Source organism: Flavobacterium chilense (assembly GCF_001602525.1).
Classification (GTDB): Bacteria; Bacteroidota; Bacteroidia; order Flavobacteriales; family Flavobacteriaceae; genus Flavobacterium; species Flavobacterium chilense.
Map to the genome: position 1 here is coordinate 96515 of NZ_LSYT01000002.1, position 16083 is coordinate 112597.

A 16083-nucleotide genomic window follows, 5' to 3' on the forward strand; every position below is an offset into this window, starting at 1 on the left:
GATTTTCATACGCCATTTTTTATTTTTTCCTACAAACTCACGAATTATTTCAAAATCTTAACTCAAATTAATTCATGAATTCGTGGCTATTTTTTTAAGCTCAATCCTACTCCTCAAACAATTCCATTAATTCAAGGGCTCGCTTTATGGACTTAACATTTTCAAAAGTCAATAACAAACGTAATCCGTTTACGGTTTGTTTTTCTTTCATTTTGCAAAGATTACTGTGCTTCTGAACAAAATTTAAAACATTTCTAAACTTCACCGATTGGTAATAATCTGATTGTTGATCTGAAACGAAATAACCAATCATTTTGCCTTGTTTCAGTACTAATTTCTCGATTCCTACTTTCGTCGCAATCCATTTTATTCTGATGCTGTTTAGCAATGCTGTTGCCTGTTTGGGTAAAGGTCCGAAACGGTCAATTAGTTTTCTTTCGAATTCCTGTAAACCTGCTTCGTCTTTTATAGCACCCAATTCGTTGTATAAAACCAAACGTTCTGAAACATTATTGATGTATTCATCCGGGAATAATAACTCAAAATCAGCATCGATCTGAATGTCTTTTACATATTCTTTTGTATCAATATTGTTTTCTTCCGGATATAAATCTTTGAATTCGTTTTCTTTTAATTCTTCGATAGCTTCGTTCATAATTTTTTGGTACGTATCAAAACCAATTTCATTAATGAAACCGCTTTGTTCGCCTCCTAATAAATCTCCTGCACCACGAATTTCAAGGTCTTTCATGGCAATATTAAATCCGCTTCCTAATTCGCTAAATTGTTCCAAAGCCTGAATACGTTTTCTCGCATCTTCGGTCATCGATGAATATGGCGGACAGATGAAATAACAGAATGCTTTTTTGTTGCTTCGCCCTACTCGACCACGCATTTGATGTAAATCAGATAATCCAAAATTATTGGCATTATTGATAAAAATTGTGTTGGCGTTTGGAACGTCAAGACCACTTTCGATAATGGTGGTTGCTACCAAAACATCAAAATCTCCGTTCATGAAACCTAACATCAATTCCTCTAGTTTGGCACCATCCATTTGTCCGTGTCCAATCCCGACTCTTGCATTTGGAACCAAACGCTGAATCATTCCTGCCACTTCTTTTATATTTTCGATTCTATTATTGATGAAGAAAACCTGTCCGTTTCGCTGAATTTCATACGAAATCGCATCACGAATTATCTCTTCATTAAAGCCAACCACATTGGTTTCAATAGGATAACGATTTGGCGGAGGCGTTGTAATTACAGATAAATCTCGTGCTGCCATTAACGAAAACTGAAGCGTTCTCGGAATTGGAGTCGCTGTCAAAGTCAGCGTATCAACATTGGCAGCAATGGTTTTTAATTTATCTTTTACGTTTACTCCAAACTTTTGTTCTTCATCGACAATCAATAACCCTAAGTCTTTAAAAACTACATTTTTGTTAACTAATTGATGCGTTCCAATAACGATATCCAATTTCCCTTCAGCTAAATCTTTTAAGGTTTGTGTTTTTTGTTTTGCCGTTCTAAATCGGTTCAAGTAACCAATTGTAACCGGCATATCTTTCAATCGTTCTGAGAAAGTTCTGTAATGCTGATAAGCCAAAATAGTAGTCGGAACTAAAACGGCCACTTGTTTACTATTGTCAACCGCTTTAAAAGCAGCGCGAATCGCAACCTCTGTTTTTCCAAAACCAACGTCACCACAAACCAAACGATCCATTGGACGATCGCTTTCCATATCGGCTTTTACTTCTTGTGTTGATTTCGTTTGATCCGGTGTATCTTCATAAATAAACGAACTTTCTAATTCGTTTTGTAAATAACTGTCAGGCGCAAACTGGAAACCTTTTTCTAAACGACGTTTTGCATACAACTGAATCAAATTGAACGCAATATGTTTAACACGCGCTTTGGTTTTTTGTTTTAAAACTTTCCAGGCGTTCGATCCTAATTTGTAGATTTTAGGAGGTGTTCCGTCTTTTCCGTTGTATTTCGAAATTTTATGAAGCGAGTGAATGCTTACATAAACAATATCATTATCAGCATAAACCAGTTTTATGGCTTCCTGCGTTTTGCCTTCGACCTGAATTTTCTGCAATCCGCCAAACTTCCCAATTCCGTGATCGATATGTGTTACATAATCGCCAACAGAAAGTGCCGTTAATTCCTTAAGCGTAATATTCTGCTTTTTAGAATAGCCGTTTTTGATGTTGAATTTATGATAACGCTCAAAAATCTGGTGATCTGTATACGCCGTTATTTGATTTTCTTCATCAATAAAACCCTGATATAAAGGCAACACAACAGTATGATATTGCTTGCGAATATTTTCTGAATTGGCTTCATCCAACGATTCAAAAATATCGTGAAAACGTTTTGCCTGCGTTTCATTCGAACAGAACAAATAATTCTTGTATCCGTTAAAATGATTGTCACTCAGATTATTCAGCAATAAATCAAATTGTTTGTTGAAAGATGGTTGCGGCTGAATGTGAAATTCGAATTTTTTAGTGGTTTTGAATATGGGTTTTGAAGCCAATTCAACAATCGAGAAATCTAAAGCACGTTTGATAAACGAACTTTGATTCAAGAATAATTGCTCCGGTTCGGCGTGTTTTATTTCTTTTGACAATTTTTCAAAAGCTTCTTCTGCCCTTGCAAATTGTTTGTCTAACTGACTAAAAAGTCCGTCGGTATTTTGAATAAACAGTACTGTTTTCTCGGCAATATAATCTAAGAAACTTTCGCGGTTTTCCTGAAAAATCTTGTTTTCGACATTCGGGATAATCGTGATCTTTTTGTGTGTTTCGACAGATAACTGTGTTTCTACATCAAAACTACGAATACTGTCCACTTCATTTCCAAAGAATTCAATTCTGTACGGATGATCATTGGAGAAAGAAAAGACATCGACAATTCCTCCACGAACCGAAAATTCACCGGGTTCTGTAATAAAATCGACTCTTTTAAATTCGTATTCAAATAAAACTTCGTTGATAAAATCGATCGAAATTTTATCGTTTAAAGAAACTTTTAAGGTGTTTTTATCTAATTGCTGGCGCGTAACTACTTTCTCAAAAAGTGCTTCCGGATAGGTAACAATTATAGCTGGCTTTTTCCTGGAATTAATTCGGTTTAAAACCTCAGCACGAAGCAAAACATTGGCATTGTCTGTTTCATCAACCTGATAAGGACGACGAAATGAGGCGGGATAAAACAATACATCCTGTTCGCCAATCATTTGTTCTAAATCATTCAGATAATAAGCAGCTTCTTCTTTATTGTCTAAAACAATTAAAAAAGGCAGTTCGGTTTTCCTGAAAACAGAACGTATTACAAAAGAAACAGCAGATCCCAACAATCCGCTGATATTCATTTTTACCTGATTTCCTTCCAGTAAACTTTTGGCAATCTGCTCGGCTTTTGGCAGATTATCGTATGTAGTATATAAGGCGTTCTTACTCAACTTTTGGTGCGTTTTGATCTGTTTTTTGTATTGGAACCTGAGGCGAACCCGAATTTGGAATTGCACGTGTGGTATCTAACATTCTTAGGAAATCCTCTTCTCCTTCTTCTTTCGGAATTTTACTTTTTACAATAATATTATCCATTTGTCTTTCCAGAGACACTAATTCTTTATTGATTTCTCCAATTAAAAATGTTACTTTTTCAGATGGAATCTGGTTTAAATGAATAAACAAATCCATCATTTTTACTTTGGTAATCAAAATAGAAATTCGGCTTCTAACTTGAGGAATATTAAACTCTGCAGGGATATTATTATTTAGGGCAAGAGCTTTTTTAGAGATTGCTGTCGACTTTTTCTGAAAAGCTCCAATCGTCTTTCTTGGCTTATCTCCCAGTTCTTTTAGAAATTCGCGCCATTCGTTCCAGGAATTGACTTTTTGTTCTGAAATTTCATTAATTGGCTCGTCAATAAATACCCAGGCTTTATTGATATTATTAAAAATAATTTCCTTTTTTTTCGCTTCTTTTTCATTTTCAGCACGACGCTTTTCATCTTGATTTTGACATGAATTCAACACAAAAACAAAAAGTAGAAAAAGAGATATTTTATATTTCATTTGGTAAAACATTAAGCTACAAAGTTACAAAGTAAATTTACAATTACGAATTCTGTTTTTTGCTAAAGATTCTATAAATCAAGGTTATTTTTTTGCGAATCATTTTTAAGATCTTTGACTTAAAAAAATTCGTGAAGATCGCAAGCCTAAGAGAACAATTAATTTTCAATTCGAGAATAATCCAAAAAAGCATCTTTATCATTGTTAAATTTACAATTTAGCATTTGAAAAAGTAAAAACATTTGCGAAAACGTTATATTTGCATCTCTCTAAAAAACTATTCAAAAAAATGAATCCAAAAATATTAATCATTGGTGCCTGCGGTCAAATTGGGACAGAACTGACTCAAAAATTACGCAAGCTTTACGGAACAGAAAATGTAATTGCTTCTGACATTCGAAAACTAAATACTGACGTTGTAAATTCTGGTCCGTTTGAAGTGGTCAATGCTTTAGATTTCAACCAGATTGAGCATCTTGTCGAAGTACATCAAATTACTGATATTTATTTGATGGCGGCACTTTTATCGGCTACTGCCGAGAAAAATCCTGCTTTTGCCTGGGATTTGAACATGAATTCATTGTTTCACGTTTTGAATTTAGCGAAAGCCAAAAAGATCAAAAAGATTTTCTGGCCATCAAGTATAGCCGTTTTTGGACCTACAACACCAAAAGAAAACACACCACAATATACTGTGATGGAACCGTCGACAGTTTACGGAATTAGTAAACAAGCAGGTGAAAGATGGTGCGAATACTATCATAATATTTATGGTGTTGACGTTCGCAGTATTCGTTATCCGGGCTTAATTAGCTGGTCAACACCTCCGGGTGGCGGAACGACTGATTATGCTGTTGATATTTTTTATAAGGCTATTGCCGATAAAAAATACGAGTGCTTTTTATCTTCTGAAACAAAAATGCCAATGATGTATATGGACGATGCTATTGATGCTACTATTAATATCATGAAAGCACCAGCTGAGCAAATCAAAATACATTCTTCATACAATTTAGCAGCAATGAGTTTTACTCCAACTGAAATTGCTAATGAAATTAAAAAACACATTCCTGAATTTGAAATCACTTACAATCCTGATTTCCGTCAGAAAATTGCAGACAGCTGGCCGGCAAGTATTGATGATTCATCTGCCAGAGAAGACTGGAACTGGAAACATACTTTTGATTTAGAGTCTATGACTAAAGACATGCTGGAGCATTTAGGATAAATCTCTATAAGCTGAAAATAAAAAAGTCCCGTTTAATTTTAAACGGGACTTTTTTATTTATCTGTACGAAGATTATTTTACTTCATAAACATTATTTGCAGCTTTTACATCAGCCATTAATCCGCTTGGATCTATGATGATTTTTTTGATTGCTGTTTTGTTTTTGTCTATGGTAAAACTATAGTTTGATTGTGCCCATGCCCAGTCATCCAAAACAGTTCTTTTTTGATTTGGGTTTGGATTAGGCTTAATGAAATTCATCATTCTCAACGGAATGTAGAAATTCTCAGAAGTTCCGTCTGTGTATTCTACTCTCAAATCGATTGGCATTGGCATTCTGCCAATTCTCTCTAAAGAAACAGTAGTTTTTCCTGCGTTGTCAGCTACCTCTTTAATTCCGTAATCGATCGTATTTGTGGTTTCAGTCCAATCGATTAAGTACCAGTCTAACTCTGCTCCTGAAACTCTTTCTGCTGTTCTTTTAATATCGTTTGGCGTTGGATGTTTGAATTTAAAATCGTTGAAATATCTTTTTAAAGTTGCATCTACATTTTCTTTTCCAATTACGTATTCTAGTTGTGACAAAAAGATGCTTCCTTTTACATAAGATGAAATACTATAAGGTCTGTTTTCGTCGTAACGATCACCATGAGTTCCTTGTGGTTGCTCTTTACCAGAGTTTACCAAACTGTAATAAGCAGCATAATTTCCTTTAAACGGATTTACTTCTTTTTTATCTCCTTTTAATTCATTCAAAGCACTGTCTTCGATGTAAGTTGTAAAACCTTCGTCCATCCAGGGATGTTTAGACTCGTTTGAAGCCAAAATATGCTGAAACCATGAATGTCCTAATTCATGCGTTGCTGTTCCTAAAATACCTTCAAGAGTTCCGCTTCCTAACATCAAAGTACACATTGCATACTCCATTCCGCCATCTCCTCCCTGAATAAATGAATATTGTTTATACGGATACGCTCCAACTCTATGGTTGTAATAATCCATAACTTTTACCATTAAAGGCTCTAATTGTTTCCAGTTTCCTGTTGTTTTTGAATCGTTTTTGTAGAAGAAATGCAAATCAACATCGTTTGGTCCTTTTACAATATCGTGTGTATATTCTTTATCTGCAGCCCAGGTAAAATCATGAACATTTGGCGCGATAAAATGCCATGTTAAGGTTTTTGTTTTCTTTGGATAAGTCACTGTTACACCAGCATCTTCATAGCCGTGACCAATTTCGTTTTTGTCTTGCAAATATCCTGAACCACCAATTGTGTATTCTTTGTCGATTGTAATTTTTACATCAAAATTACCCCAAACTCCGTGAAATTCTCTTGCAATATATGGATCTGCGTGCCATCCTTCAAAATCAAATTCGGCCAATTTTGGATACCATTGTGACATCGAAAGTTCAACACCTTCTTTATTGTTACGTCCTGAACGACGAATCTGAACCGGAACCTGACCATCAAAATCAAGTGTAAAAGTAGTTTTAGAGTTTGGCAAAATTGGTTTAGCCAAAGTTACTTCAAGAATAGTTCCCGAAGTTCTCGTTTGAGCATTTACTCCGTCTTGTTTAAAATTGGTAATTTTTAAAAAACCTGTTTCATTTGGTTTTAAGGTTTCGATTCGGCTTTGCTTTACCTCTTTTCCATCAGCATCTTTAATTTTGTTTACCATTCTTGCATCCGGATCTTTTATAGAATGCAAACGTGCATCCATTTCACTTCCTGGCTGAAATGCATTTGGGTATAAATGATAAAATACTTTTTTTAAGGTATCAGGAGAATTGTTTGTATAAACTAATTCCTGTTTTCCTTTGTATTGATAATTTTTTACATCCATGGATACCTCCATTTTGTAATCAACATGTTGTTGCCAATACGGTGCATTTTGTGCAAATGCTGAGTTTAAACCCAAACTCAAAAGAGAAAGTAAAATAATTTTGCGCATCTTTTTTCAATAAAAATGGAAGAGTTCGCACTCTTCCATTAGGTTAGTATCGTCTGTAATTTTATTTTTTGCCGGACATTTTTTCTGCCATTAATAAGGCATTGTAAGCATTGACCATTTTCGCTGTTCTTGACGATTCTGTCGAAGAAACTGCTGCAGGTTTCTCTCCCGGATTTTCACTCTCGCCTAAAACTACTTTGGCCGGAAGTGCAACTCCTGAATCCATTAGGATATGTTTTACCTGAGATGCTTTTAATTTTGGATAATAAGAACGAATTAACGCCGCAACACCTGCCGCATTTGGAGATGCCATCGAAGTTCCTTGTAAATATTTGTATTTGTTGTTTGGAACTGTTGCATAAATTTCTTCACCCGGAGCAAAAACGTCAACATTTATTTTTCCGAAGTTCGAAAATCCTGCCACAACATTTTCTCCGTATTGTTTATTAATCGCACCAATTGTGATCACATTATCTGCAAATTCCTTGATGTTATCTTCAGAGTCATTTGGGTAATTGATGTTTTTTGTTTCATCAATATTATAACCGTCATTTCCTGCTGCATGTACAATTAGAACATCTTTTTTGGCTGCATATTTAATCGCATCATAAACCCATTTTTTGTGCGGAGAAAAGCTTTTCCCGAAACTTCCGTTAATTACTTTTGCACCATTATCAACTGCATAACGAATTGCCAGAGCAATATCTTTATCATATTCATCTCCGTCAGGAACCGCTCTTACTGTTAAGATTTCAACATTGTTTGTCACACCGTCTCCGCCTAAATTATTACCACGAATTTGTCCAATAATTCCGGCTACGTGTGTTCCGTGAAGTGCTTTTTCTTTGTCTGGTCCAAAAACTACATTATTTCCATAATGATTGTTGTTAATGTCTTCCGGATTATCGCCTACAATTTTTCTTCCGTCGTATTCTTTATTTAAATTGTAATTTAACTGATCATAAACCTGTTCGCTATATTCTTTTAATTCCGCTTCCGGATCAAAAGTTGAACCTGCGTTAGTAAAAATCTGTGTCATGATTTTTTTACTTTGCACCACTTTTGGATCTGTTGATGTAACAGCTGCTAAATCTTCAATTTTATAGGTTGTTTTGTTTAGCTCTTTTTTAATTGTATTGTGAACCTCAAGTAAAAAGTCAACCTGCTGTTTATCCTGTAAAGCTTTTTCGTATTTTTCGTTATACTGTGCCAAAGCATTTTTATACTGAGCAGAACCATCATCACCTTTTTTGATAATACGTGTTAGTTCAAGATTTTCGTGAACAGCATCTCCAAGAAAATTCCAACCGTGAACATCATCAATGAATCCGTTTTTATCATCATCGATTCCGTTACCCGGAATTTCTTTAGGATTCGTCCAGATCATTCCCTGAAGATCTTCATGTTCGATATCTACACCAGAATCTACGATTCCTACGATTACTTTTTTTCCTGTTTTACCAGTCAACAATTCAGCGTATGCTCTGTCAACACTCATTCCGGGAATCGAATCTTTGATTAAATCAAGGTGACTCCATCTTTTTAGTTCATTTTCGCTAACAGGTGCTTTTTTAACAACTGCCAGAGGAGCTTTAATTATTTGTTTTGGAGTAGAAACCTGTGCTTGTAAAGTCGCGCTACAGCCTGCAAGTACAAGTAATGCAAAGGTAGATAACGTATTTAGTTTTATAGGACTCATGTGTCTGTTTTAAAGATAAAGTTAAATTATGCGCCTAAATTATGATTTTTTGTTACATAAAACTAACGATTAACACTGTGTTATGATTTTTATATGCCCTTTTAAGAGCTTCAGAACAGCATACAGGTCTTTTAAATGTAATATGTTTGCCCTGTTTACTGATACAAAATGATTTGTAAATTCTTTGAAATTTATAAAATAAAAACAGTCTTTACGGCTTCCCGTAAGGAAACATCAATTGCAATTTGTACACTTGTGTCGTCAAATTATAAATCCAATCTGGCAAACAAGACGACTCTTGTTATTGGCTTTATAATAGTATCAATTTATCCGGTTTACCAAAAGAAGCCTATTATGCATATCTGATCAGTCAGAGCATCGCTTCAGCTAAAAAAGTAATTGTAGAGTAATTATAATTTGTTAACCTAAAAACTCCCATTTTCGACATACTGAAAATGGGAGTTTTTTATGTTTAAAATCTTTGTTTCTAAAGAATCTCTTCGCAGGTAAAAACGTCTTTGAGGCGAACACCTTTTTCTGTATGCTGTACGGTTATGATTTGATTGTGTGCATCATGCTCTAAAAACAAATAATAATTATTATCTGCTGCTGCATTCAAAAATTTCGATTTCTCAGGCATTGTCAGCAAAGGTCTCGTGTCGTACCCCATAACATATGGCAACGGAATATGTCCTGCTGTTGCTAACAAATCGGCACAAAAAACGATGGTTTTATCATTATATTGAATATGTGGAATCATTTGTTTTTCGGTATGACCGTCGACATAATAAATTCCAAAATTCATTTCTTCCGAAAAGCCAAAATCATTATCAGGACGTTTTATAAAATTCAATTGTCCGCTTTCCTGCATAGGCAGAATATTTTCTGAAAGAAAAGAGGCCTTTTCGCGTGCATTAGGCTTTGTTGCCCATTCCCAATGATTTTCGTTGCTCCAGTATTTAGCATTTTTAAAAGCCGGTTCGTATCCTGTTTTATCAGAATTCCATTGTACACTTCCTCCGCAATGATCAAAATGCAAATGTGTCATAAAAACATCCGTAATATCATCACGATGAAAACCATATTTTGCCAATGACTTATCGATAGAGTGTGATCCCCAAAGCGAATAATAACCAAAGAATTTCTCTGATTGTTTATCTCCCATTCCGGTATCAATCAAAATTAGTCTGTTTCCATCTTCAATAAGCAAACAACGCGCTGCAATATCAATCAAATTATTAGCATCTGCCGGATTGGTCTTATTCCAGATAGTTTTAGGCACTACACCAAACATGGCACCGCCATCTAACTTGAAATTTCCGGATTCTATTGGGTAAAGTTTCATGAGAATAAATTTCTAATTATTGAAACAAAGCTAGGAAATCCAATTTCGTTATGCTAAAAATTTTTATTTAAAACTTAAAAAGCACTGTTTTTTAAACATTTTTCAAAAATCATTTTCGCAACTCAAAAACGTCCATAATAGCAAGATCTTTACTCAAAATAAGTTCTGTCTATTTTAACATTTGTTATAATAATGTGAACCGTTATGGAAAAAGGTTTTTAAGTCGTATCTTTGCAGACAATTTCATTTTAACATTGATGCACAGCGCTTTAAATTGTAATACTTTGATTACTATTTTAAAACTGATTCAATCGAAAGTAAAAATTAAATACCATAAACAATGATAAAAGTTTCTGATACTGCCAAAAAGAAAATCATCGATTTGATGACTGATGATGGTTTTGACGCTGCCAGCGACTACGTAAGAGTAGGCGTAAAAAGCGGTGGGTGCTCTGGTTTGTCATATGATTTAAAATTTGATAAAACCAAAGGCGACGACGACAAGATATTCGTAGACAACGACATACAAATAGCTGTTGAAAAAAAATCATTCCTGTATTTAGCCGGAACAATTCTGGAATTCTCTGGAGGATTAAACGGAAAAGGATTTGTTTTCAATAATCCAAACGCAAGCAGAACTTGCGGTTGTGGCGAATCATTTTCACTATAATAAAAAAGAATACCAAGACTAATAAAGATTAATTCTTTGAAATATCCGAATTGAATCTTTAAATCTCTAAATCAAAAAATGAGTAAATACACAGAAGACGATTTAAAAATCGAACTCGAAACCAAAGAATATGAATACGGATTTTATACCAATATAGAATCTGAAACCTTCCCTATTGGCTTAAATGAAGACATTGTAAGAGCTATTTCGCTTAAAAAAGAAGAACCTGAATGGATGACCGAATGGCGCATTGAGGCTTTTCGTGCATGGAAAGAAATGATCGAGCCAGAATGGGCAAACGTACATTATGAGAAACCGGATTTTCAGGCCATTTCTTATTATTCAGCTCCAAAACAAGTAGATCCTAACAAAACTCTGGACGATGTAGATCCGGAACTTTTAGAGATGTACAAAAAGTTAGGAATTTCTGTTGATGAGCAAAAAATGATGAACAATGTCGCAATGGATATTGTTGTCGATTCTGTTTCTGTAGCTACAACTTTCAAGAAAACACTGGCCGAAAAAGGAATTATTTTCTGTCCAATTTCTGAAGCGATTAAAGAACATCCTGAATTAGTAAAAAAATATTTAGGAACTGTTGTACCTCAAAAAGACAACTTCTATGCAGCATTAAACTCAGCGGTTTTCTCTGACGGAAGTTTCTGTTATATTCCAAAAGGCGTTCGTTGCCCTATGGAACTTTCAACGTATTTCAGAATCAATCAGGCAGGAACAGGACAATTCGAAAGAACTCTTGTTATTGCTGACGAAGGAAGCTACGTTTCTTACCTTGAAGGATGTACAGCTCCAAGCCGTGATGAAAACCAATTACACGCTGCTGTAGTTGAATTAATCGCTTTGGATGATGCTGAAATTAAATATTCTACCGTTCAAAACTGGTTCCCAGGAAATAAAGAAGGAAAAGGTGGAGTTTACAACTTTGTAACCAAAAGAGGTTTATGCGAAACAAACGCTAAAATTTCATGGACTCAGGTTGAAACTGGTTCTGCTGTTACCTGGAAATATCCTTCTTGTGTATTAAAAGGAGATAATTCGGTTGGAGAATTTTATTCTATCGCCGTTACTAATAATTACCAGCAAGCTGATACTGGAACTAAAATGATCCATTTAGGTAAAAACACTAAATCGACTATTATTTCTAAAGGTATTTCGGCTGGAAAATCACAAAACAGTTACCGCGGATTAGTACAAATCAGCCCAAGAGCTGAAAATGCCAGAAACTTTTCGCAATGTGATTCTCTTTTAATGGGGAATAATTGTGGTGCGCATACTTTTCCTTATATCGAAAGTAAAAATCCATCAGCAAAAATAGAGCACGAAGCAACAACAAGTAAAATTGGAGAAGATCAGGTTTTTTATTGCAACCAAAGAGGTATTCCAACTGAAAAAGCGATTGCCTTAATTGTAAATGGTTTCAGTAAAGATGTATTGAACAAACTTCCGATGGAATTTGCTGTTGAAGCTCAAAAATTATTAGAGATTTCTTTAGAAGGTTCTGTAGGATAATTTGAAGATGGAAAATAAAAAAGTCATCATTTTAGGTTCTTCCAGAAAAAATGGAAACACAACCAAAATTGTAGATGAAATCGCCAAAGAATACAATATTGATGTGGTGAATCTAAGTGATTATAATATTTCATATTATGATTACGAAAGCAAAAATATAGAAGATGATTTTTTGCCTTTGATTAAAAGAATTATCGAGAATCATGACACTTTCATTTTTGCAACGCCCATTTATTGGTATAATATGAGCGGAATCATGAAGGTCTTTTTTGATCGGTTTTCAGATTTAATCCGAATTGAAAAAGAAACCGGAAGAAAACTGAGAGGAAAGAAAATTGGTGTGATATCAAATTCACACGATAATGAAATAGAAGAAAGTTTCTACATTCCGTTTAAAAAAACTGCCGATTATTTAGGCATGGAATATTTAGGACATGCGCATTTTAATGCTAACATCCTAAGCCAACAAACAAAAATAGAATTGACATTTATATAAAATAAAAAACAATGTTATCAATAAAAAACCTTCACGCCTCAATTGGTGATAAAGAAATCCTGAAAGGAATTAATATAGAAGTTAAAGCTGGCGAAGTACACGCTATCATGGGACCAAACGGTTCTGGAAAAAGTACACTTTCTGCAGTTATTGCAGGAAACGAAAACTATGAAGTTACAGACGGAGAGGTTATTCTTGACGGAGAAGATCTTGCTGATTTAGCTCCTGAAGAAAGAGCACACAAAGGTGTTTTCCTTTCTTTTCAATATCCAGTAGAGATTCCCGGAGTTAGCGTGACTAACTTCATGAAAACGGCAATCAACGAAACCCGTAAAGCAAACGGACAGGAAGAAATGCCGGCAAACGAAATGTTGAAAGTAATTCGTGAGAAATCTGAATTATTAGAAATTGACCGTAAATTTTTATCTCGTTCTTTAAATGAAGGGTTTTCCGGAGGAGAGAAAAAAAGAAACGAAATTTTCCAAATGGCAATGTTAGAGCCAAAATTAGCCATCCTTGACGAAACGGATTCTGGTCTTGACATTGATGCTTTAAGAATTGTGGCAAATGGTGTAAACAAATTAAAAAGCGACAAAAACGCTATTATTGTGATCACACACTACCAACGTTTATTAGATTATATTGTTCCTGATTTCGTTCACGTTCTTTATAACGGAAGAATTGTAAAATCTGGCGGAAAAGAATTGGCTTACGAATTAGAAGAAAAAGGATACGACTGGATCAAAGCAGAGAATTAGTCAGTCATAAAGTCAAAAGTCATAAAGTCGAAAATACAATATGAGTAAGTTCAAATCTTTTGAGGAAATAAATTCCTGGCAAAAATCTCGAATCTTCAATAAGAAAATATATTTGATTACTGAAAATTCTAATTTCAAAAAAGACTTTGATTTTGTTAGACAAATAAGACGTGCATCACTTTCGATATCATCAAATATAGCAGAGGGTTTTGAGAGAAATACAGACAAAGAGTTTATTTACTTTTTATATGTAGCCAAAGCATCAGCAGGAGAAGTAAGATCTCAATTATATTTAGCATTTGATTTAGAATATATTATAAAAGAAGAATTTGAAATGCTTTTAGAATCGATAACAGAAATATCGAAATTATTAAGCGGTTTCATTAAATATTTGAGCCCAAAGTCATAAAGTCGAAAGTCATAAAGTCAAAAACTTTATGCTTTAATTCTTGACCTTTTGGCAAAAACAGTCGACAATCCTAAGTCTTTCGACTTTCGACTTTCGACTTTAAGACTAAACAGAAAAATGGATTTAAAAGAAAAATTAGTATCGTCTTTTATGGCTTTTGAAGAGCGTGTCGATGTGCATTCAGATTTGCATGACATTCGCACCAAAGCACTAAAAAACTTTGAAAATAAAGGTTTCCCAACCAAAAAAGAAGAAGCTTGGAAATATACATCGCTAAACGCCATCTTAAAAAATGACTTTACGGTTTTTCCTAAAGAAGAAAATGCAATCGAATTTAATCAGGTAAAAAAATACTTTTTACATGAAATCGACACTTATAAATTAGTGTTTATTGATGGTGTTTTCAGCTCACATTTGTCTTCTACTACACACGACGGAATCGATGTTTGCTTGATGTCATCGGCATTGACAAAACCAAAATATAAAATGGTTATTGATACGTACTTTAATCAAATTGCAAGCAAAGATGATAGTTTGACTTCATTGAATACTGCTTTTGCAATGGAAGGAGCATTCATCAACATTCCGAAGAAAAAAGTAGCTGACAAACCAATTGAGATTATGTATTTCTCAACAGGAAACGAATCGGCTTTAATGGTTCAGCCAAGAAATTTGGTAATTGTGGGCGAGAATTCACATGTTCAAATTATCGAGCGTCATCAAAGTTTGAATGAAAATCCGGTTTTAACCAATTCGGTTACCGAGATTTTTGCTCAAAAACGTGCAATTGTTGATTATTACAAAATTCAAAACGATAATAGTGAAGCCAATTTAATTGACAATACTTACGTTTCGCAACAACAGGAAAGTCATGCGTATGTACACACTTTCTCTTTTGGTGGAAATTTAACTCGTAACAACTTAAACTTTTATCACTTTGGTGAAAGATTGACCAGTACGTTAAACGGAATTTCGATCTTAAATGACAAACAACACGTTGATCATTATACTTTGGTAAACCACGCAACACCTAATTGCGAAAGTTTTCAGGATTATAAAGGAATTTTCTCTGATCGCTCAACAGGAGTTTTCAACGGAAAAGTTTTGGTAGAAAAAGAAGCTCAAAAAACAAATGCTTTCCAAAAAAGCAATAACATCTTATTGAGTGATAAAGCAACTATCAATGCAAAACCACAATTAGAGATTTTTGCTGATGATGTAAAATGTTCACACGGTTGTACAGTTGGACAATTGGATGAAACAGCAATGTTCTACATGCAGTCTCGTGGTATCCCTCAAAAAGAAGCTAAAGCTTTGTTGATGTACGCATTCTCAAATGCCGTTATCGAAAGCATTAAAATACCAGAATTAAAACAAAGAATTACTAAAATCATTGCCATGAAATTAGGCGTGAATTTAGGATTTGATTTGTAGTCAGGTTTTACCGCAAAGACACAAAGGTTACGCAAAGTTCGCAAAGGTTTATTACAAAACTTTGCGAACTTTGCGCTTTTTACCTGGCATCTTTGCGGTTAAATTTTCTCTTGATGAAACTTTTTTAGCAAGTTCAAATTATTCTCAAAAAGAGGAGAATAAAAAAAGCTTATTGGTTCTTCTTTCAAATTCATTTTGAATGTAATTTTCCCTATACCTATCTTCTCTATATCTTTTACATCAATTTTGATATCATCAAAATAAATAGCATTTTCATCAAACTCTATTATTTTAAACCTCTTGAACCTTTGAATCAAAAAGAACAAAAACAAGGAGAATGCAGAACAGAAAAAAAATGTAGAAATTTCCTGAATTAATATACTGTATATCAAAAAACCAATTGAGCCTGTAAAAATTATTTTAAAAACTAAATTGTATAAAAAACTAAGTTCATGATTTAACTTATATTTCAT

13 protein-coding genes are annotated in these 16083 nt (G+C 34.2%); 7 read left to right on the top strand and 6 right to left on the bottom strand.

The window, feature by feature from the left end; translation table 11 throughout:
* Positions 1-106: 106 nt before the first annotated feature.
* Positions 107-3472: a transcription-repair coupling factor gene (mfd, locus tag A4F88_RS05465; RefSeq protein ID WP_068841553.1), complete on the bottom strand. Its 3366-nt coding sequence runs from the start codon at positions 3470-3472 to the stop codon at positions 107-109.
* Positions 3465-4091, bottom strand: a complete 627-nt coding sequence (locus A4F88_RS05470; RefSeq protein WP_068841554.1) for a hypothetical protein — start codon at positions 4089-4091, stop codon at positions 3465-3467. Before A4F88_RS05470 ends, mfd begins: the two co-directional genes overlap by 8 nt.
* A gap of 289 nt (positions 4092-4380) precedes the next feature.
* On the opposite strand from A4F88_RS05470, the gene A4F88_RS05475 reads away from it, so the two are divergent.
* Entirely contained in the window at positions 4381-5319 is a 939-nt protein-coding gene (locus tag A4F88_RS05475; protein WP_068841555.1) for an L-threonine 3-dehydrogenase, read from the top strand.
* 72 nt (positions 5320-5391) lie between these two features.
* Here A4F88_RS05475 and A4F88_RS05480 read toward each other — a convergent pair whose 3' ends face one another.
* The 3 genes from A4F88_RS05480 to A4F88_RS05490 form a co-directional block, all read right to left on the bottom strand.
* Positions 5392-7272 (bottom strand): M1 family metallopeptidase, encoded by a 1881-nt coding sequence (locus A4F88_RS05480; RefSeq protein ID WP_068841556.1) that lies wholly within the window; start codon positions 7270-7272, stop codon positions 5392-5394.
* Between the two features lie 61 nt (positions 7273-7333).
* Positions 7334-8971: a S8 family peptidase gene (locus A4F88_RS05485; RefSeq protein ID WP_068841557.1), complete on the bottom strand. Its 1638-nt coding sequence runs from the start codon at positions 8969-8971 to the stop codon at positions 7334-7336.
* Positions 8972-9458: 487 nt separating this feature from the next.
* On the bottom strand, positions 9459-10316 hold the full coding sequence (locus A4F88_RS05490; RefSeq protein ID WP_068841558.1) for an MBL fold metallo-hydrolase: 858 nt from the start codon (positions 10314-10316) through the stop codon (positions 9459-9461).
* 340 nt (positions 10317-10656) lie between these two features.
* On the opposite strand from A4F88_RS05490, the gene A4F88_RS05495 reads away from it, so the two are divergent.
* The 6 genes from A4F88_RS05495 (at position 10657) to sufD (ending at position 15610) form a co-directional block, all read left to right on the top strand.
* Positions 10657-10986, top strand: a complete 330-nt coding sequence (locus A4F88_RS05495; RefSeq protein WP_068841559.1) for a HesB/IscA family protein — start codon at positions 10657-10659, stop codon at positions 10984-10986.
* A gap of 78 nt (positions 10987-11064) precedes the next feature.
* Complete coding sequence (gene sufB, locus A4F88_RS05500; protein WP_068841560.1) at positions 11065-12513, top strand: Fe-S cluster assembly protein SufB; 1449 nt, start codon at positions 11065-11067, stop codon at positions 12511-12513.
* Between the two features lie 7 nt (positions 12514-12520).
* Positions 12521-13009, top strand: coding sequence for a flavodoxin family protein (locus A4F88_RS05505; protein WP_068841561.1), 489 nt, complete (start codon positions 12521-12523; stop codon positions 13007-13009).
* An 11-nt stretch (positions 13010-13020) separates the two neighbouring features.
* A complete protein-coding gene (gene sufC / locus A4F88_RS05510; RefSeq protein ID WP_029271512.1) occupies positions 13021-13767 on the top strand; it encodes a Fe-S cluster assembly ATPase SufC in 747 nt (248 codons plus the stop codon).
* Positions 13768-13807: 40 nt separating this feature from the next.
* Entirely contained in the window at positions 13808-14176 is a 369-nt protein-coding gene (locus A4F88_RS05515) for a four helix bundle protein (protein WP_012023264.1), read from the top strand.
* A gap of 117 nt (positions 14177-14293) precedes the next feature.
* On the top strand, positions 14294-15610 hold the full coding sequence (gene sufD, locus A4F88_RS05520; RefSeq protein ID WP_068841562.1) for a Fe-S cluster assembly protein SufD: 1317 nt from the start codon (positions 14294-14296) through the stop codon (positions 15608-15610).
* Positions 15611-15708: 98 nt separating this feature from the next.
* On the opposite strand, the gene A4F88_RS05525 is transcribed toward sufD, so the two are convergent.
* Positions 15709-16083: a hypothetical protein gene (locus tag A4F88_RS05525; RefSeq protein WP_143155003.1), complete on the bottom strand. Its 375-nt coding sequence runs from the start codon at positions 16081-16083 to the stop codon at positions 15709-15711.